Source organism: Gilvimarinus agarilyticus (assembly GCF_000832015.1).
GTDB classification, from domain to species: domain Bacteria; phylum Pseudomonadota; class Gammaproteobacteria; order Pseudomonadales; family Cellvibrionaceae; genus Gilvimarinus; species Gilvimarinus agarilyticus.
The window spans coordinates 221,565-241,012 of sequence record NZ_JXCJ01000001.1; the positions used below are offsets into that span (position 1 = coordinate 221,565).

Sequence of the window (19,448 nt, forward strand, 5' to 3'; positions counted from 1 at the left end):
CTATAGGTTTGCCAACTCGCAGCGATTAGCCCTGCCACCGCCCGAGGCACAGTTTTTTTGCTATGCTAAAGATTCTTCGAGAGCACTTTCAGCTCGCCATGGTCATTTTGCTGTGCAGCTGCGCCATTCTGGCGATTACTCCCTTTGCGGTCGCCCGCGTTTTATCTCAAGAGTGGTTATTAGCAATTGCCGATGGCATTATTATCGGCGGCATGGTTGTTATCTTGGTAGTGGCGCTGCGCACCGGCCGGATCAAGCTGGCCAGCATCGTACTCTCCATTTTTTATACAACCGCCGGGGTTGCTATGGCTCACTTGAAAGCCGACACCCTTATTTATTGGATTTACCCGATATCAATTGCCAACTTTTTTATTCTGCCAGCGCGCTTTGCCGGCATCATCAATGTATGCGCCCTGATTGCCTTAACACCGCTTATCAACCACTTCAAAGAGTCCTTAGTTCTCTTTGAGCTTCTGGTGACACTGTTACTGGTCAATGCGTTTGGGTGGGTGTTCTCCTGGCGCACAGAAGATCAGCGGCAACAACTGCAGCAACAAGCCACCATCGACCCTCTAACGGGTATCGGCAACCGCCGCAAGCTTAGCCAATATCTGGAAGCGCACAACCATGAACAAACAGACGCCTTTAGCGGCTCTATTATTTTACTCGACCTGGATCACTTTAAAGAGACCAACGATACTCACGGCCATGAGCAAGGCGATATCGCCCTAAAAAAAGTGGCCGATATTATTCATGGCCGCCTGCGAGCCAATAATGACCAGGTGTATCGCTATGGTGGCGAGGAGTTTTTGCTACTGCTTAATAACACGCCTCTTGAGGGCGCCATACAAGTCGCCGAAAGCCTTAGGCTAGAAATTGAGCAGGCGTTTAAAGATCATTCGCCAGCATTAACCGCCTCATTTGGCTGTTCGCAACACGACGTAGAGAAGCCCTGGAACCACTGGATTAAATGCGCTGATAAAGCGCTTTATCAAGCAAAAGGCAGTGGCCGAAACTGTGTTCGACCACTGCCCAACAACACAGCGACCCTTAACTAACGTTGCAAATAATCGGCGTGAAACCGCACGTGTTCATCAATAAAGCTGGCGATAAAATAATAGCTGTGATCGTACCCCGGTTGCATGCGTAACGTAAGCGGATAACCGCTCGTCTCGGCTGCCGCCGTTAACGATTCGGGCTTTAACTGTTCGGTTAAGAACGTATCGCCCTCGCCCTGGTCAACCAACGCGGGCACCGTGCCTCCCGTTGTCATTAAGACGCTGGCATCGTACTCGGCCCAAGCATCACGGTCTTCACCTAAATACGCTTTAAACGCTTTTTGCCCCCAGGGGCAATTCACCGGGTTAGCGATCGGGCTAAACGCACTTACGCTTTGATAGCGCTCGGGATTTTTTAAAGCCATCACTAACGCACCGTGACCGCCCATCGAGTGGCCACTAATAGAGCGCCGGTCGGTAACCGGAAAGTGCTGTTCGATTAAATCGGGCAACTCCTGCTGTACGTAATCGTACATTTTGTAGTGGCTCGACCATGGCGCTTGCGTGGCATTGACGTAAAAGCCCGCCCCCAAACCTAAGTCATAGGCGCCATCCGGGGCGTCAGCCACGCCTTCGCCGCGAGGGCTGGTATCGGGTGCGACAATCGCAACCCCCAATTCGGCGGCGGCTCGAAACGCGCCGGCTTTTTGCATAAAATTCTCGTCGGTACAGGTTAGTCCAGACAGCCAATAAAGCACCGGCACCTTGACGCCCGCAGACGTAGCCGGTGGCAAATAAATAGCGAAGCGCATAGAGCAGTTTAAAGCGGTTGATTGGTGCTGATACTGCTTGTGCCAACCGCCAAAGCTTTTATTGCTGTTTAACAATTCAAGGCTCATACGTACCCCTTTACTTGTTAAAGTGAATCACACTGCGAATGGATTCACCCGAGTGCATTAAATCAAACGCTTTATTAATATCGTCCAGCCCCATGGTATGGGTAATAAAGTCGTCCAACTTAAACTTTCCGGCCAAGTAATCTTCCACGATCCCCGGTAATTCAGAACGGCCTTTAACGCCGCCGAAGGCGGTACCGCGCCAAACCCGCCCGGTGACTAACTGAAAAGGACGGGTGCTAATTTCTTGCCCGGCGCCAGCCACACCAATAATCACCGACTCACCCCAGCCTTTATGGCAGCACTCCAGTGCCGAACGCATCACATCGACATTACCGATGCACTCAAACGAGAAGTCTACGCCGCCATCGGTTAACTCGACGATCACCTCTTGAATAGGCTTATCGTAATCTTTGGGGTTGATGCAGTCGGTAGCCCCCAACTGCCTAGCTAAATCAAACTTACGCTCATTTAAATCAATGGCGATAATCCGCCCGGCGCCGGCCATGGTGGCACCGATAATGGCCGATAAGCCAATGCCACCTAAACCAAAAATTGCCACGCTATCGCCGGATTGAACTTTCGCGGTATTCAACACGGCGCCCATACCGGTGGTAACACCACAACCGAGCAAACACACTTCTTCTAGCGGCGCGGTTTTATTGACTTTAGCCAGAGATATCTCGGGCAACACGGTATACTCCGAGAAAGTCGAGCAACCCATGTAGTGATAAATCGGCTCACCGTCTTTATAAAAGCGCGTGGTACCGTCGGGCATCAGACCTTTGCCCTGAGTTTCGCGAATTTGCTGGCACAGATTAGTTTTGCCCGACGTACAAAACTTACACTCACCACACTCGGGGGTGTACAGCGGGATCACGTGATCGCCCACCTTTAAGTCGGTTACACCCTCACCCACCTGCTCGACAATACCACCACCTTCATGGCCCAAAATGGCTGGCCAGTTGCCCTCGGGATCTTCGCCGGACAAGGTAAAAGCATCGGTATGGCAAACGCCGCTGGCAACCACTTTGATCAATACTTCGCCGGCTTGCGGCGGCATGACATCAACCACTTCGATACTTAACGGCTTACCGGGGCCCCAGGCCACGGCGGCACGAGATTTAATCATCTCACTCTCCTTTCAGTGTTTTTACTATTGTATTACCTCAACCAGCGTTAATAATCGTGTTAAGCTGTAAAACCTTATTACTTTATGGTAACAATGAGAGGCTAATGGCTGACTGGGCAGGTATCAACGAGTTTGTCGCGGTGGCCGAAACCGGCAGTTTTACCCGTGCCTCGCAACGCCTGGGCAGCTCGGTGGCCCACATAAGCCGACAGGTTAAAGCACGCGAGCAGCGCATGGGGGTTAGCTTGCTGATGCGCACCACACGCAAAGTCAGCCTCACCGAAGAGGGCCGTGTGTACCATCAGCACTGCCGGCAAATTCTCGATGCCCTGGCCGCCGCCGATAGCGCGCTGGCCAATTTACAGCACACACCCACTGGTCATTTGCGCCTTACTGCGCCGGTCTCGTTTGGTGAAAAGTACCTAGCCCCGCTCATCAGTGAGTTCGCCCAACGCTACCCGGGGCTTAGTATCGATTTACAGCTTAGTAATCAGCGTCTGGATTTAATCGATGAAAGTATAGATCTTGCGGTGCGCATTGGCCTGCTAGAGGACGAGCAATTAATCCCCCGTAAACTGGCCGAGCGCCAACCTATGGTGTGCGCGTCGCCCGAGTATTTGGCCCGCCACGGCCAGCCCCATACTCCCAGCGAGCTGGCACACCACAATTGCCTGCTGGGCACGTTAGATTACTGGCGCTTTACGATTAACGGGCGGGCGCAAAATCTACCGGTCAATGGCAGCTTACGCTGCAACAACGGACCCGCGCTGCGCAGTGCTGCCTGTCAGGGGTTAGGGCTGGTGCAGCTGCCCGATTACTATCTGCAGAGCGAGCTTGCCAACGGCGAATTAGTTGAGGTGCTTAGCGCCTATGCGCCAGCAAAAGAAGGGATTTGGGCGTTGTATCCTGCGAACCGCCGACTATCGCCCAAAGTGCAGCTGTTGGTTGATTACCTGGAAAAGCAGCTCGCCAAGCTGTATTGAGCGAGGCTGCTAATAGCAGCAAGCTGACGCCCCTAAGGCGCCACCTTGCTTTAGTACGACGATTTGACCTAATGCTTACAGCTGGTAATTAAACTCAATACGCTGGTCGCCATCGACAAAATCCACGTTCTCGTTCCAGTTGGCAAAGTAACGTACATTAAAACGCGGGGTAATTTGGTAACTCAGCGCAAACTCGTGGGTTAAAATATCGCTGTTATCAAGGCCATAATAATTATCTTCATAATTATCCGAGCCGCTAATAGTCGTCAGCCAGAATGGGTTATAGTTAATCCAAATCTTATCGGTTACGGCGAATTTGGCGTACATACCAGCCAACCCGTAAAAACCCATAATCGAGTACCCACTATCAATCGAGCCGTCGTCTTCAATCACGTTCTCGCCCATTGATGTCCCAACGCCCACCAAAGGGTATAGATTAAAGCGGCCCATCTTGGGCAGCGCCTGCATGATGCCATAGGAAATATCGGCAGACTTCTCGGCCACAAGATTCTGCTTCAGGCTGACCGTCGCATCTATTTGTGTACCACGCCCCTGGGTTAGATCTACAGTGAAGTTACGAAAGCGGAAAGAGTCAACCGAGTCCGTCGTCTTACTATCGCTAAGCCAACCCAAAGCGTCACCATAAATCCCTTTAACTTCTATCAGGTTCATACCCGCTGTGGCCGGGTCACCTGTATCGTAAGACTGACCCACTTTGAGGTTGATGCCTTTATCGGTTATGCCCGCCCCAACCTGCGTATAAATTGCTAACGGGTCGGACATATCCTGGACTTCATCCTCTGCCACAGCGGTTACTGACAAACCGAGAATCGCTACAACACTGGCCTGAGATATTAGCTTACTGTTCATTCCTTCTTCCTCTCCCTTATAGAAGTTCATGCTGGTTGTGACACGCTACAAGAACGATCGCACAAATCTAGAAATTTCCGTCTTTATGACGCCACCGTGATGGCCAGAGAGCCCACACGAGAGACAGTTGACGCGCCTCCCTACCCAGCGACATAAGTCGCTGCTCGGTAGCGGTCTGGTATTACATCAAATGTAGCCGCAGCGTTGGCCGGATTACTGCTCCTGGCAGCCTTGATACAAGGTATCGCCCGATTGCTGCAATACCGCTTCAGAACCTTTCGACCAGTAAGATAAGGTGCCATCGGTATACTTAGCGCCCGAGGCCGAGCGCTCGCGGGTTAGCTTGTAAGTCGTGCGTGATTGCGCGTCCGACAACATCACCTCATCGGGGCCCAGCTTAACGCGCTGGTCGTCGGCCCGGTATTCGCCAAAAAACACCGTAAAGCGGGCCTCCCCGGCACATTGATACTGTACTTGGCGCCCGGCTTGCCCGGCACTGGCTTGTTCGTCATCTAAACAGCGGGGCTGTTGATACTTCATACAAGCTTTTCGGGTGCAGGCCGCTTCGGCGGCGCCCGGTGCCCGGCGGCAGGTGTTACAGCCATCAAAAAAGCTGTTACAGCTTTCGGGGATTATCTCGCGCCAACTCGTGGCATCGTAGGCCGCCGCCTCTGTGGCAGTGGCAGCCTTAGGCTGGGGCGGTGGCGCAACCGCGCTGTCTTGTTCAGAGCAAGCCGCTAGCAACGCAACAACCACTAAAGTTAAGGTAAGGGGTAAAGAGAAAAACTTCATGCTCCATTCCTTCGGTTGGATATATTTCATGCTTAGCACTTGAGCAAATAGCGCACTAGCGCTTAAGCGTCGTATCGTTCGCTTAAGCGAATTTACCACCTGTGAGCTTAGCTTGTTTTGCCAGAACTGGCAGTATTTTCCATCCCCCAATGAATMCCAGCCGCCACTCAACCGTAAATGGCAGATTATTGTCTGTTATCGCGTGCCCCCTACAAGTATCTGGTTGGTTTTACCTACCTTTTACCACTGACTGCTCCGGCTAGGCTCGCTTGTGCCAGAACCCGCCATACGATGTGTCGCCAGCACTGACCGACAATAACCGCTGGCGCCGTATCGTCCCGGCCGGTGCGCACGTGCTGTAAAAGTCGTTGGCGCGACCAAGATCAGCTAAGACGGACTATAGCAGCGTTAAGCTGCTGGTTATTTGCCATTGCGAAGCCTTACATTTCACTTATACTATGACAAAACACAATAAAAGCTAGATCTACTAGACCTGACATTACTTAAAATAAGCTGCCCTCTGCATGGATACTCATATCTTTAATATTCACGACGTCGTGCTGTTAATGACGATGATCGAGTGCGTACTGCTTGCACTGTTTCAATGGGCGCTGCCTGTTACCACTAAACGTCTGGCGAGTGCGCTACTTATTAGCTTTTTACTAATCACCGGGATTCAGTCGCTCTGTATTCTGGTGTTATGGAACGATGCCGTCCATATAGGCACTTTTTTTGATCTGCATATTGTCCCTTACTTACTGACCTTTGCCGTGCTCACCAAAGGGCCCGCACTGTTCTTTTATGTTTTGTCGCTAACTCAGCACTCCTTTGTCCTTAAGCGTAAATACCTAACGCATCTGGCACCTGTCGCAGCCGCCTGGCTGTGTCTGGCGGCTTTTTCGATCGATAGCGATGATCTCCGCTGGCGCAGCGCCACTGCCACCGCGACCTCGCAGCAAATCGTTAACTACCTATGGCACGCCACTAAGCTGGTGCCCTTTATTTATGGTTTGGCGGCGATCTACGTCATCAGCCACTACTATAGCAAGCTCAAAGAGCAGTACTCCTCAATTCCTACCAGTGAGCCTAGCTGGCTGTCGGTGCTGACCATCGGTTTCTCGCTAAGCTGGGCTTTCTCAATTTTTGTGCATATCGGCGCACAGTTTGTATCGACCGAGGCCTCAGACTGGCTTGGCATATCAGAGAACTACCTGATTTTTATCTTAATCAACGGCCTGTTCACCTACAGCCTGGCCTACGCCCACAATGTGCAAACCACTAAGGCCGAGGAAGTCACCAAAGCCCCTGTGGCAGACCGCCCCGATGAGGACGCCATCCAGAAGGTTAAAGCCGGCATGGAGGAGCAACAACTGTTCTTAGAGCACAACCTCAATATTGAAGAGTTCTCGGCCCGAATTGATCTGCCCATACGAGATGTATCCGGCGTCATCAATAAGCACTTTGGCACCAACTTCTTCGAGTTTATGAACTCCTACCGGGTAGACGAGGCCAAGCGCTTGCTCGCCGACCCAGCCTCGAAAGACAAAACCATCTTAGACATTCTGCTACAGGCGGGCTTTAACAGTAAGTCGGCTTTTCACCGTTTTTTTAAGCGCTTGGTGGGAATGTCACCATCGGAGTTTCGTAAACAGGCGATACAATCCGGCAAAGCCGCTTAACTGTCTAAGTTTAAAGCTACTCTAGATTAGTAAAGGGTGGGCGAACTAGCGCGCAGAGGGGGTAAAAAGGCCCCCTCAAAGAGGGGGCAATCACATGAAGGAGAGTTGGAAATATTCACATATTGCCAAGCTCACACCGACAGCCACCTGACCTGCCGCCGGCCGAACACGAGTAAAAACCGGAGTTACCGGCTGCCCTTTCACTCGTATGAGTATAGATTGACACTCCTTTACAGCCATTTCGTCCCACCTTTAAAAATCCCTCAAGATGGGAACCTCAACCCGCCGGTGAATCGCCCGAAGCCCAGTACTGGCAAGACCAGAACCACTTTCTCCACGAGAAGTGGGATACTCAAAATCGGCCTGATTACCTACTGCGCCCCCTTAACCGGGGCGGTTCAGACAGCGCAGCGAAAAACATAGCCACAGTACGGGAAGGTTACTTAGCCGGGGGCGCCGCGCGCTGAGCACGGCGACGAAAATCGCTCGGAGAGGTGCCCACTAAACGGTTAAAAAAGCGGTGAAAAGAGGACTTATTATTAAAGCCAGACGCTAAGAGCACATCCAGAATGGTCATATCATTGGCTTTGGGGTCGGATAACAGGCGCTTGGCCTCTTCAATACGGTGCTGATTAATAAACTCAAAGAAGCGCGTGCCCAAGTGGCGGTTAATCGCGTGTGACACGGTGCGCACCGGCAAGCCTATTTTCTCAGAAAACTGATCAATATTAATACTCGGCTGTAAATGCAAACGCTGAGTTTGAATCCCCTGCTCGATCACCTGAAGTACTTCATCGGATACGGCATCCTCTTCTTCAGGGTGCGCCTCTGACTGCAACCGAATGAACCTCCCCGTATAGATAAGGCTAATAAAGATGAGGCCGTTCATCAATAAAAAGCGAATGAAATTGTGAGATGTACCTACCGTATCGGCAAACACTCCTCCCACCAAATCAGCGCTAACCACCACCACAATCGACCAGGCCCAGCTAATCAAAAAACACACGCTAAGCACCGCCATCCAGGTAATCTCGGAGCCCGGCAACTGCGACATATGTTGTTTCGCGCGATGCATATAAAAGTACAGCGTTGAAATCGACCACATAGCATAGATCACCGAGATCATGCTGGAGGAATACCACAAAAAACTCGCCAGAGTACTGATACTCGAGCCACCTAAACGCTGCTGTAAATCAGAGCTCACCAACCCCGTCGCGATCACTACGACGACTGCCATCACCGCTGGTACCGCGTGTAGCAAGTGAATTGGGCGCAGCGGCACACTGCTGTACAGGAGAGAGCGAACATAAAAGTAAAACAGCGGGCCACGCACAAAATGACTCAAACAAAAGGTCAGCGGCAGAAAGTGCTCCCGAACTAACGTCGGCATGGGGAAATACGGATTCCACATGATTAGATTAGTAATCATATCGAGCATTACCACAATCAAGAATGCCACCAGCAAATAGCTGGCGCGCTTTCCAGTACCGGGCTGGGCGTAGCGGTAAGAAGCAATTAAAATCGCTTCAAAAATAGTGATAATCAAAAATATATCGTGGACGTTAAATATACGTGCATCCATAGGGATGGGCTCATTATTATTCGTTAAAAGTAGGAGTAGCTCCTTGCCACCAAAAATTTACTAAAATATTTACGTCGCTTATTGACTCAACGTTATGCCACCAGCATTTCGGCATATATAAAGCATCGCCTGCATCCAGTTCGGCAACCTGCGCTGTCTCTATTGCTTTTCGGAATTTCGGGTATTGAGTAAAATCTGGTCTTTGCAGGTTCACCACACTAATAGGCCTACCGCCAGGCGTATCCTGCCTATGAGTGATGTATAGGTTCTCTTCTTGCTCTGGCGGAAAAAGTGTAAAACGGCGGCGCCCCACTGCAACACAAGCAACATTCTCAAAATTGTCATTATGGGTAGCCACATTGACAGAATTACCGACCCAAATATTCGGCTGTATCTGGACAGGAAGCTCGCCTATAACACACTCACGCTCTAAACCCGGCAGGTACTCTGATATTTTTTTCGAACCTATGTAAAATGCGGGGGGGTTATCCCGCCCTTCAAGCTCACGCAGAATTTTTAGAGCATCAGACAAATAGCCTTTCATATGCTCAAAGTTAAAGCGATCCATAGTGTCGCGATAAAATAACCGACCTTGCTCCTGTGGGGCAGCAATCATTGCATCGAATACCAACCCCGAGTCGAATTGCGATAGGTATTCCGCCAAGCGAGCAAAAGAGTGCTTTCCGGCCTCAACCAAGGGCCAATGCTCTACCATTTTTTTGATTATGAAGGGCTTTTCATGCAGGAGCAATGCAGCCCTTTCAGCTTCTGACAAGGAGCACCAATTATCCACCGAAGCAACACGAGCTAACTGAGTACCTGACACAGACCTGACCTATAAAACTATTACTGGAAATTAATAAATATATTTGCCGTCAACCTACCGCTGGTAGGATCAGAGTTAATGTCCGCACTTGGGTTTATCAACCCTGAATGCAGCAGGTTACCCGGGTACAGCAACATTCGACCTTGTTTATAGGGTATCGAATGAATCAACTCAAAATGATCGTTAGTCTCCTTTACATACTTACTCTCTGGCACACCAAACTGATCCATATGGCGTTTCGCTGCTTCAACAAATAACGGGTAGCGGGAGGCATTAATACGCTCAAAGCCAGTGGGGATATGCCTAAAAAATCCTGTTCCGCCGTGCTCCCCATCCGATAAATAATGCAACACGGCATAATAATGATCGAGCTTAGTATCAAAATGGGGCACACGCTGCAGCTTAGATAAATACCGCTCCGGGGTACTTACCAGCGAATACAACCCATAGTGGCCAGACTCGCTTATACCCGGCGAAAAACCATACACATTACGCATGATCGGCTCTAACGTCTCAAGTACGCTTTTGATATACAACGGCGGAAGTGGCGCCCTCACACCGGGGTAACCACCGGCGGGAGCGGCAGCGAAGGCTTTTTCCTCGGGGGCAACCTGCTTCAGCTCATCAGCGGACCAAAAAAAGTCATCAAATACAATCACCGGTGTTTTTTCTCGCCCAACATAGGTGACCGAGTAATCGCTCATACGCTACACCACTGACACAACAGCACTATTAACCCTTGGTTTTACAATAAAAATCGAGAAATTTCTGATGCGATGGCAGCTTATCGACATTGGCTCGCATCCCCTTTCTTAACGACGATAAAAAATCCTCTAGCTCTTTATCACTCATGACATCGGCGATTGGATGATACGACGCCGGCATAATCCCCTGCCCCATCATAACCTGCATCCAGGATTCCTCACCAAACAGCTCATTATCCACCTTAAATACCTTGCCCGAATCGCGAAACAACGAAATTTTTTGCTTTAATGCGGCGGGGACGTCCATGTTTTTGCAGTAACGCCAAAAAGCGGTATCTTCCCGCTCAGTGACCTTGTAATGCAAGATAATGAAATCTCTCGTTCTCTCGACCTCGATTTTATTCTGAGCATTAAACTCATCAACATCCGACTGCTGCACACCATTTGACGGAAATAGTTGCATAAACCGAATTAAGCTTCGCTGAATCATATGGATACTGGTGGACTCTAGCGGTTCTAAGAACCCACTCGCCAAACCCAGAGCCAAGCAGTTTTTATTCCAGTGTTTACGGCGCGTACCTGTGCGAAAACGAATGGGTTTTATGTCATTTAGCGTACTACCGGCAATATTACTGCGTAGCAACTCTGCCGCTGCATCGTCCTCTAAATACTTACTGCTATAGACCAGGCCATTCCCAACCCTAGTCTGAAGAGGAATGCGCCATTGCCAACCTGCATCATGAGCGATAGAGCGGGTATAGGGGATAGGCTCGTCAAGCGATTCGGTTTGTACCGCCATAGCGCGATCACAGGGCAGCCAATGCGACCAGTCTTCGAAACCGGTATTTAAGGCACCCTCAATGAGTAACGCCCTAAACCCTGTGCAATCAATAAAGAAGTCGCCGGTAACCTGCTCGCCCGAGGCAAGGCTTAAGGATGCAATGTCGCCGGTTTCCGAATTTAAATTTACCTGAGTGATCTTACCCTCTTGCCGGCTTGCACCCCAGCCTTCACTCAGTCTTCGCAAGTAGGCCGCATACCGCCCGGCGTCCATATGATATGCGTAATTCATCCCACCTTTGGGTAAAACGGCAAACTTATCTTCACGAGCGGCCAATATCTCGGCGCAGTAGTCGCCATAGGGATAATCAATACCACGGTTTTTTCCGGCCAACCAAAAATGAATAAAACTACAAGCCCAACAATCCTTACCCGCGTAGCCGAAAGAGTGTAAGTACTCGTGGTCTTTTTTTCGCCAGTTTTGAAATGATATCCCAAGCTTAAAGGTGCCGTTGACCTCAGCCATAAACTCGCGCTCATCAATGCCCAGGATATTATGAAAAGTCAATAAAGGAGGAATCGTGGCCTCGCCCACCCCCACAGTGGGTATTTCATCAGATTCAATTAATACAGTCTCGATGGTTTTCCCCATAGTTTTGGAAAGCAATGCAGCGGCCATCCAACCGGCCGTTCCACCACCTGCGATGACGACTTTTTTAACATTATTTTTCATGGCATCCTCTGAATAACCGTTCTGCCAGTTTTGTCGAGCGCATTAAAATTCGCAACAATACTGAGCAGCCACTCAATGTTTGCAAGCTAGCTCTCGGATATCTTTTCCAATAACGCTCTATTTGGCTGCAAACCACGAATTAGCTTGTTAATTTTATTTTGATTTTCTTGAAATAACGTTAGCGCTTTGGCACTTTGCTCGGGAGAGCTCCTACGCGAGTCAAGATCGACACACAAGTCAGGTCGCATACCATAAAGGATGTACTGAAAACTTGCCGAGGGAAACAACTCTGACCTGGCCAGGTCATCCCCAAGCCAAGGCGGCCGCTCGCCCCAAAGCGTTAAAAGATCGTTTAGCGAGTCTGGTATCGTTTCCTGGCTACGCTGATCGAGCCAATAGTCACTGTCGTCCCGCTTGCTTAGTGCGTAGTGCAGCTTCAAAAAGTCAACGACTCGCTCCCAGTGCCGAGTGAATTTCGTGTTAAAGCGACGGGCTACAATCCCCATAGAGTGTCGGGTGCTTGGCAGCTCTTCGGCCAGCATTTGTGCCGATCGCTCGACCAACACCAGCGCAGTAGCCTCCAAAGGCTCGATAAACCCTGCGGACAAGCCAATAGCTACACAGTTTTTATACCAAAATGTTTCTCGGTATCCTGGCTTAAACTTTATATGCCGAAGCGCAAGCTGCTCTGCACCAGCCGCACCTAAGCCAGGCTTAAGGTACGAGCGCAACGTATTTTCTGCTACAACCTCACTCGCGTGGGCACTGGAATACACATAACCTACACCTCGACGGTTTGGCAACGCAATATCCCACACCCACCCCGATGTCTGCGCCGTACCTACAGTGCAAGAGGCAATGCCATCATCCGTGTTCTGGTAGTGTGCCTGAGTAGCAATCGCACTATCGTTAATCAGCACATGACTGAGATCCCGACTAGGAATGCCACAGTGTTCACCTAATAACAACGACTTAAAACCACTGCAATCGACAAATAAGTCGCCGTTAATACTATGCTCTGTATCTAACCTTAACTCACGAATATAACCGTCTTCATCATTATTAACACAGATAACGTTGGCGTACTGGTGTTCGACACCTAACACTTTCACACAATGTTCTCGTAAAATTTCAGAAAATTTTACAGAGTCGAGGTGGTACCCGTAATTAAGAACATACGCGTAATCGGGTGTCGTCAATTGCTTGGGTGCAAGTCCCAGCTCACAAACGGCCTGCTGTGCACAGACCGCATTAGCAAAACTTGTTTGCTCTTTGAATTGGTTCCAGTATGACGCAAGGTTAATGGCGCCGTACTCGCTTGGAAGCGTAAAAGGATGAAAGTAGCTTTCACCCGCCCCATACGTCCAGCCAGTAAACTTTGAACCCTGCTTAAAACTCACGTTACAGGCCCGAATAAAATCGCCTTCTTTAATCCCTATTTTTTTTAGCGTATCACGCATAGAGGGCCAGGTTCCCTCACCAACGCCGATGGGGGCCATATTGGGCGACTCCACAACAACTATGTTGATACCATTCTCGCTATCAACATTGTGCTCTGCGGCCAGAAGCCCGGCCGTTAGCCAACCTGCTGTACCACCACCAAGAATCACAATTTTTTTTATGGAGTCGGTCATGTTATTTCTATTGCCGGGGTTATTATTAAATAACTAACGATTGAGCTTTTTGGAAAAGTTTAGCCACCCAAGTCTTGCAGCGCGCTCATTTTTGGGGTCAAGTACGCCCCTCACGCCGTCGGGGATATGATCCTGCGCTTTAGCTTCTTCGCCAAAAACATAATAATCAAACATAGCCCGCCACGCCTTCCGCTGCGACTCTGGAAGGCCTCGCAGGGCTAATATAGCATGCTCTAGTGCTAAATCTGGCGACCCTTTGTACTCCGGAACTTTACGCCACCAATAATTAACAAGCATATTTACCTTATCGACACCTTTGACATGATGCCACCAAAGCGACGGTATATATATCGCATCGCCAGGCTCTAGTACGCACTCTAGCGATTGGTTCAATGCTTCTGAAAAACCAGGAAACCTTTGCAAATCCGGACAATCAAAATCGACCAGGCTAATAGGTCGGCCAGACGGTGTTTGATCCACCGGGCCCAAATACAGATTTTTAATTTGCTCGGGCGGAAACAACGTAAATCTTCGCTTACCACTCACACAGCAGGCTATGTTATCGGGGCTGTCATTATGAGCCGCGATTGTAGTTTCATTTCCCAACCAGAAATTGACTGTTGGCTTTACCACCCCAAGATCAATGTCATTGCTTGACCTAAAACCTGGCAACCAGTGGTCCACCAAGCTCGAGCCTATATATAAAGCTCTCTCTTGCCCTATGGCCAGCTGCTTTAATATTTTCTCAAGTTGCGCCACTCCCCGGTCAAAGGTATACCCGGAAAAGTCTGCGTTATAACCAATCTTAGGCTCATCGGGATCACGCCCTGAGTAGACCGTTAGGGGCAGGTGCGCATCAAACTGCTTTAAGTAGCTGAACAGCTCCTCTGCGGAGCCACGTGCCGCCTTAACCGCTGGCCACTCACTGACTAAGCCTTTGAGCTTAACCGGCGAATCGGACGCAAAAACTTCTTGCAAGTCCACTAGCGAAAACTCGCCGGTGCAATCAATACTCGTTATTGCCTTTGGCTTATCGATCACGACAGTTAGGAGGCCAAACTTGCTTTCGTTGTCAGCTTTGACTTTCGGTTAATAAGCTTTCGAATATTGGCCACCGAGGCGATTGCCATATATAAGGGCTCAAGAAAATCTTGCTCAAAAAATGTATGAAAATCCGTTGCGTCCAGTAATTTTAGCTTGTCTTCATTGACGGCGTAAAATCCCATCAACTGACCTTGGGTGCCATTCTCCAGGGTAATATCAACCGTTACCGGCTCCAATAAATTCAACTCGCTAACGGCTGCCATAAATTTATCATTGTGCTCAACCCAGACATGAATGGCCTCAAGCATGCCAGATACTCGCTCAAGATACTCGGTTGGCGCACCATGCTCTTCGAACAAAGCCACACCATCAGAGTCACTTACTTTAGGGTGATCGAGGTCAATATTTACCAAACGCTTTTTTTCTTCTCCATATAGGCCAATCGAGAACGGAATCCGCTGCATCATTAACGGGATGTAAGCGGCGTCCCATTGCTCACTTTCGCCAAGAAATAGATTTTCACCTTGCTCTAAACCAAACAATGCGGCCGGTATAAATTTTTCACTATTGGCGTCTTTATGAAATAGGATTGGATAATCAGCTTGAACGCTGCGAAACTCTGCGGGATAGGTGGGTGACCACATGACATTATCACCCAAGGCACTTGAATAGCGAGCTTTGACTTTTAAGTGCTTATGCTTATCGGCAGTCAACAATACAGTGTTGGCCATAATGCCACTCCTTCATTATCATTTTATTTAAGCGATTTGGTAATAATTTTGGCAAAAAACTCCCAACGCCAAATAACCATTACCAAATAGCTTCACTATACATCAATACCTCATATTAAAGAAAAGCCGCTAACAAGTTAGCGGCTTTCCCTGCGCCAGAGATGCCTCGCCCAGTGGCTTAGCATCCCTATCAAGCACTATTTAGAAGGTATAACGTGCACCAATATTGTAGCGTGCATAACCTTCATAATAGCCAAGCACCTGGTCTGTAGAGCGACCATAGTTACGTCCGGCTTCTTCAGTGATATTTAACCCCTCAGCAAAAATCGACAGGTTATCGGTTAGCTCGTAGCTAATATTCATATCAATTTGACTGTATTCGTCAACATAGATCGGGTTGTTACCCGTACCTGATACCCCTGAAGCCAAAAACGAATCACGCCAATTGTATGCCACACGAGCCTGGAAACCGTGCTTCTCGTAGAAGGCGATAAAGTTAGCCGTATCACTAACACCGGTGATCGAGAACTGTGGATCATTCAACACCATGTTGTCGAAGGCGGTATCGGCATCAACCATTGTGTAGTTGGCAATCACGCCAAAACCGGTATCCCAGAAGTTGTGTTGAACGGCCAGCTCCCAGCCGTCGATGCTAACTACACGATCAGAGTTAGCCGTTTCAGTGACATCCACGGGCGTATTCATATCTTCACCCGGAATACCCACGATCACGATATTGCCACTGGCATCCAGGTAGGCGGTATCAGGGTCGGCATAATTATCGTAGATATACTCGCGAATCAGCACGGCATCACGCCCGACAGCGGCAACCGCCTCGTCGTAACGCGGGCCCATGGCAGGGTGTGGCGTGTTATCCAGCAGGCCGTTCTCTTCAACAACACGAGACCCAATAAAGTTTTCAACCTCTTTCTCGAAGTAACCTACCGACACATAGCTGGCGTCGCCGTAGTACCACTCGACCGACAAATCGATGTTATCCGCCTTGTAAGGCTCAAGCCCTGGGGCACCCCGACTTGCCTCAGCGGCATCTATACGAGGGTTATCCGCATAACTTGTACCACCGCGCATATCCAACCAATTAGGGCGGGCGATGCTCTGACCATAAGAGGCGCGCAAAATTACGTCCTCTACCACTTCTAATCTGGCGTCAATCGATGGCAGCAAGAAGTCGTATTCTCCCGTATCGATTATGCCCGAAGGCTCACCCACCATTGGCATAGAGAATTCGTTCGCCGATACCCAGCGAATAGGGCCGTAATCTTGAGCGGTAGCGGGAGTTTCAATCTCGGTGGATTCATAGCGCAAACCGGCATTTAAACCAAAAGGCATGCTGGCGATTTCGCTATCAAAGTTAATTTGTACGTATGCGGCGTCGGAGTTTTCTTTAACGCCGTTGTACTGATCAGGCGCTTTAGCACAGTACCAGGTAGAACCATCGGCACAATCGCCAGTACCGGCACCATCGTCATAGTTTGCCGCGGCAAAGTCACGCACATCGTAAAAGTCAAAAGAGAAACGTTGGTTTAACGGCATATTGTTGCTACCACCCAAAAAGGCGATATCTTCGGCGGAGGTTTCGCCGTAAGAGCCGTTAAAGCGATCGAGAATAGTCTCTGGGGTAAACCATTCGGCGGGCATATCACCCGCCTCGCCCAAACCGCCCCAGGTTTCACGCTGTACGTTTGAGAAAGCTGATTGATAATCGCTCTCGGTACGTGCCACCCCAAACTTTAAACGTAGTGAGTCGTTAAACTCCCACTCACCGTCGATTTGAATCTGGTCGATATCGTGCTTCATCTGACTGTTACGGAAGTAACTACCCGATACTTGCAAGTCTTCTGGACGAAGAGCGGTGCCACCGGCGCCATCCAGCACATCCAGAACCAACACCGGCATCTCGCCGGCCACGTTAACGGTCGAGCGATCACGCACATAAGCCGATACCGCAATACCTACGCTATTACCGAACTCATTACCCGGGCTGGCCTCTGCGGTTGAGCTATGAACATCCAGGCTCAAAGTCAGTGGATCAATGGGGTTCCACTCGATATTAAAGCCAATAGAGTCATTTTCATAAGATACTGCCTGCTCGCCCACGCCCATTGGCAAATCGCCATCGGTCATGTCTTCTGAGTACAGTAACGGGGTTTGCACACCGGGAGATTCCGCGTCGCTAAAGATGGTGCTTTGACCACCAAAGTTAAACCAACCACCGATGTCGTTATAAGTCGAGCTAATGTCGTTTTCGCTATAGGTGTAATCCAGAGTGGCCGTCAGGTTATCTGTAGGCGCAAACTGTAAAGTCAGCTGGCCGTTAATACGCTCGCGCTCAAACTCGGTAAACACGTAGCCCATTTGCTGTGGCGTCGAGTAAATATCATCGGGTGACGGCTGGTTTTGGTGGTTGCCGTTCAGGAAGTCAATACCGCCCCAGTCATGATCCACCCCTGCTTGACCACCCCAGTCCTGCACTACCGTACCGGGAAATGAGCGCCAGCCCGTACCGATTTGCGCTGCCGCCGAGCCACCTTTACGCTCTTGATAGCTACCGGTAACAGCCACACCAAACATGCCATCGTTAAACGAGTTGGAGTAAATACCAGAGATTTCCGGCGTCAGCTCTGAGTCAGTGGATGACTCATCCCACACGCCTTTAACGCCAATAGAGGCGCGAGTATCGTTTTCCAGTGGACGTGGCGTCACGATGTTGATGGTGGCACCCATACCGCCGGGAGCAACATCGGCGCGAGAGGTTTTATACACCTCTACTGCGGACACGCCCTCTGAGGCGATATTGCCAAAATCAAACGAGCGAGAGCCAGAGGCTGAAGTCGCATCGATAGTGGCACCCGGCATTTGGCGGCCATTGAGGGTCACCAGGTTAAAATCTGGCCCCAAGCCACGCACTGTGACTTTAGAGCCTTCGCCATCGCGACGATCAATCGAGACACCGGTAATCCGCTGCAGCGATTCCGCCAGGTTAGTATCGGGGAACTTACCAATATCTTCGGCCGAGATCGCATCGACAACACCACTGGCGTCGCGTTTAAGATCCATGGAGCGCTCAAGACTGGCGCGAATACCGGTGACAATCACCTCTTCGAGCATTTCGTCGTCATTTTGAGCGTGGGCAATATTTGCCATCCCGGCGAGCGTGCATGACGCAACCGCAGTGGCGATAAGATTTCTTCTAAACTTGTGTTTGGTCATCATGAAGCTGATCCTCAAATACATTTATTTTTATAGCGAGCCAACTGTTGTTAGCCTATCCCCAGCCAATATCGCGCTTTTGTCGCAAAAGCGTCGTCCCACTTTGACAGGTAGCGATAACATGGCGTGTCTCACTTTGCTAAACCCAAAGCGGGACACAATATTTCCTTTATTTTCAGCCAGTTATCTTGTACTACAATTAAAGTGAGCCGGAGAAAAATAATACATGGGACGCGGGTTAAACGGTGTAAAGTTAAGTTCGAGATAGTGTTTTTGGCGGTAAATAGCCGGCATCTGGATGATTAGACAATGTGCGCGATGCATGGGTAATAAGCAATATTTTTTCTGTTTTGCGAGCCAGTACACAGGTCAACACACCTATGCGACCAAACAAACACGCCGACAGCCGACGCCGGAGAAACCCGGCGCCAACGTAAGCCTAAGCCCTCTTTACCAAACCAACAATAAAAAGGAGCAGCACCGCACCAATGGTTGCGGTAATAATCGCACCAATTAAGCCGCCGGCCGAAATGCCCAGCAGTGAAAATACAAAGCCGCCAATAACGGCTCCGACGATCCCAACGATAATATTGCCCAGCAGACCAAAGCCGCCGCCTTTCATCAGTAGCCCAGCCAACCAGCCGGCCACTGCGCCAATCAAGAGAAAAATAATCAAACCCGTGATGTCCATAGCATTACCCTTTTATTTGTAGGATGTATAACGAGGCTGTACTAACAACACGCAACCCCAGTTGATATATAGCACAGCCATATACCGAACCTATGTCTGGGTTAAATCGATTACCTATTATGCTCGTGACCGTTATTCCCTC

Annotated in this window: 16 protein-coding genes; 3 read left to right on the forward strand and 13 right to left on the reverse strand. The window is 49.7% G+C overall.

Going from position 1 to position 19,448, the window contains the following annotated elements:
• Positions 1-62 precede the first annotated feature (62 nt).
• A complete protein-coding gene (locus SD69_RS00975) occupies positions 63-1,058 on the forward strand; it encodes a GGDEF domain-containing protein (protein ID WP_041521716.1) in 996 nt (331 codons plus the stop codon).
• Here the strand turns inward: SD69_RS00975 and fghA are convergent.
• Both fghA and SD69_RS00985 read right to left on the reverse strand, forming a co-directional pair.
• Positions 1,055-1,897 (reverse strand): S-formylglutathione hydrolase, encoded by an 843-nt coding sequence (fghA, locus tag SD69_RS00980; RefSeq protein ID WP_041521717.1) that lies wholly within the window; start codon positions 1,895-1,897, stop codon positions 1,055-1,057. The genes SD69_RS00975 and fghA overlap by 4 nt on opposite strands.
• Before the next feature lie 10 nt (positions 1,898-1,907).
• Positions 1,908-3,026, reverse strand: a complete 1,119-nt coding sequence (locus tag SD69_RS00985) for an S-(hydroxymethyl)glutathione dehydrogenase/class III alcohol dehydrogenase (protein WP_041521718.1) — start codon at positions 3,024-3,026, stop codon at positions 1,908-1,910.
• A 104-nt stretch (positions 3,027-3,130) separates the two neighbouring features.
• Here SD69_RS00985 and SD69_RS00990 point away from each other — a divergent pair, with 104 nt between their 5' ends.
• Positions 3,131-4,009, forward strand: a complete 879-nt coding sequence (locus SD69_RS00990; RefSeq protein WP_041521719.1) for a LysR family transcriptional regulator — start codon at positions 3,131-3,133, stop codon at positions 4,007-4,009.
• 75 nt (positions 4,010-4,084) lie between these two features.
• Here SD69_RS00990 and SD69_RS00995 read toward each other — a convergent pair whose 3' ends face one another.
• Positions 4,085-4,879, reverse strand: a complete 795-nt coding sequence (locus SD69_RS00995) for a hypothetical protein (protein WP_041521720.1) — start codon at positions 4,877-4,879, stop codon at positions 4,085-4,087.
• Positions 4,880-5,092: 213 nt separating this feature from the next.
• Positions 5,093-5,671: an MliC family protein gene (locus SD69_RS01000; protein WP_041521721.1), complete on the reverse strand. Its 579-nt coding sequence runs from the start codon at positions 5,669-5,671 to the stop codon at positions 5,093-5,095.
• A 524-nt stretch (positions 5,672-6,195) separates the two neighbouring features.
• Here SD69_RS01000 and SD69_RS01005 point away from each other — a divergent pair.
• Positions 6,196-7,350, forward strand: coding sequence for an AraC family transcriptional regulator (locus SD69_RS01005; protein ID WP_041521722.1), 1,155 nt, complete (start codon positions 6,196-6,198; stop codon positions 7,348-7,350).
• 439 nt (positions 7,351-7,789) lie between these two features.
• Here SD69_RS01005 and SD69_RS01010 read toward each other — a convergent pair whose 3' ends face one another.
• From SD69_RS01010 to SD69_RS01050, 9 genes are all read right to left on the reverse strand, one after another.
• The gene (locus tag SD69_RS01010; protein ID WP_041521723.1) at positions 7,790-8,932 is read right to left on the reverse strand and encodes an AraC family transcriptional regulator; all 1,143 of its coding nucleotides are present in this window, start codon (positions 8,930-8,932) and stop codon (positions 7,790-7,792) included.
• Between the two features lie 16 nt (positions 8,933-8,948).
• Complete coding sequence (locus SD69_RS01015) at positions 8,949-9,758, reverse strand: cupin-like domain-containing protein (protein ID WP_084591448.1); 810 nt, start codon at positions 9,756-9,758, stop codon at positions 8,949-8,951.
• Positions 9,759-9,778: 20 nt separating this feature from the next.
• Positions 9,779-10,462 (reverse strand): DUF6445 family protein, encoded by a 684-nt coding sequence (locus tag SD69_RS01020; RefSeq protein WP_041521724.1) that lies wholly within the window; start codon positions 10,460-10,462, stop codon positions 9,779-9,781.
• A 28-nt stretch (positions 10,463-10,490) separates the two neighbouring features.
• The gene (locus SD69_RS01025; RefSeq protein ID WP_041521725.1) at positions 10,491-11,975 is read right to left on the reverse strand and encodes a tryptophan halogenase family protein; all 1,485 of its coding nucleotides are present in this window, start codon (positions 11,973-11,975) and stop codon (positions 10,491-10,493) included.
• A gap of 86 nt (positions 11,976-12,061) precedes the next feature.
• Positions 12,062-13,609: a tryptophan halogenase family protein gene (locus SD69_RS01030; RefSeq protein WP_041521726.1), complete on the reverse strand. Its 1,548-nt coding sequence runs from the start codon at positions 13,607-13,609 to the stop codon at positions 12,062-12,064.
• 33 nt (positions 13,610-13,642) lie between these two features.
• Complete coding sequence (locus SD69_RS01035; RefSeq protein WP_198144038.1) at positions 13,643-14,593, reverse strand: cupin-like domain-containing protein; 951 nt, start codon at positions 14,591-14,593, stop codon at positions 13,643-13,645.
• Between the two features lie 62 nt (positions 14,594-14,655).
• Complete coding sequence (locus SD69_RS01040; RefSeq protein WP_041521727.1) at positions 14,656-15,384, reverse strand: SapC family protein; 729 nt, start codon at positions 15,382-15,384, stop codon at positions 14,656-14,658.
• A gap of 201 nt (positions 15,385-15,585) precedes the next feature.
• Positions 15,586-18,618, reverse strand: coding sequence for a TonB-dependent receptor (locus SD69_RS01045; protein WP_052480782.1), 3,033 nt, complete (start codon positions 18,616-18,618; stop codon positions 15,586-15,588).
• Between the two features lie 436 nt (positions 18,619-19,054).
• Positions 19,055-19,306 (reverse strand): GlsB/YeaQ/YmgE family stress response membrane protein, encoded by a 252-nt coding sequence (locus tag SD69_RS01050; protein WP_041521728.1) that lies wholly within the window; start codon positions 19,304-19,306, stop codon positions 19,055-19,057.
• Positions 19,307-19,448: the final 142 nt, after the last annotated feature.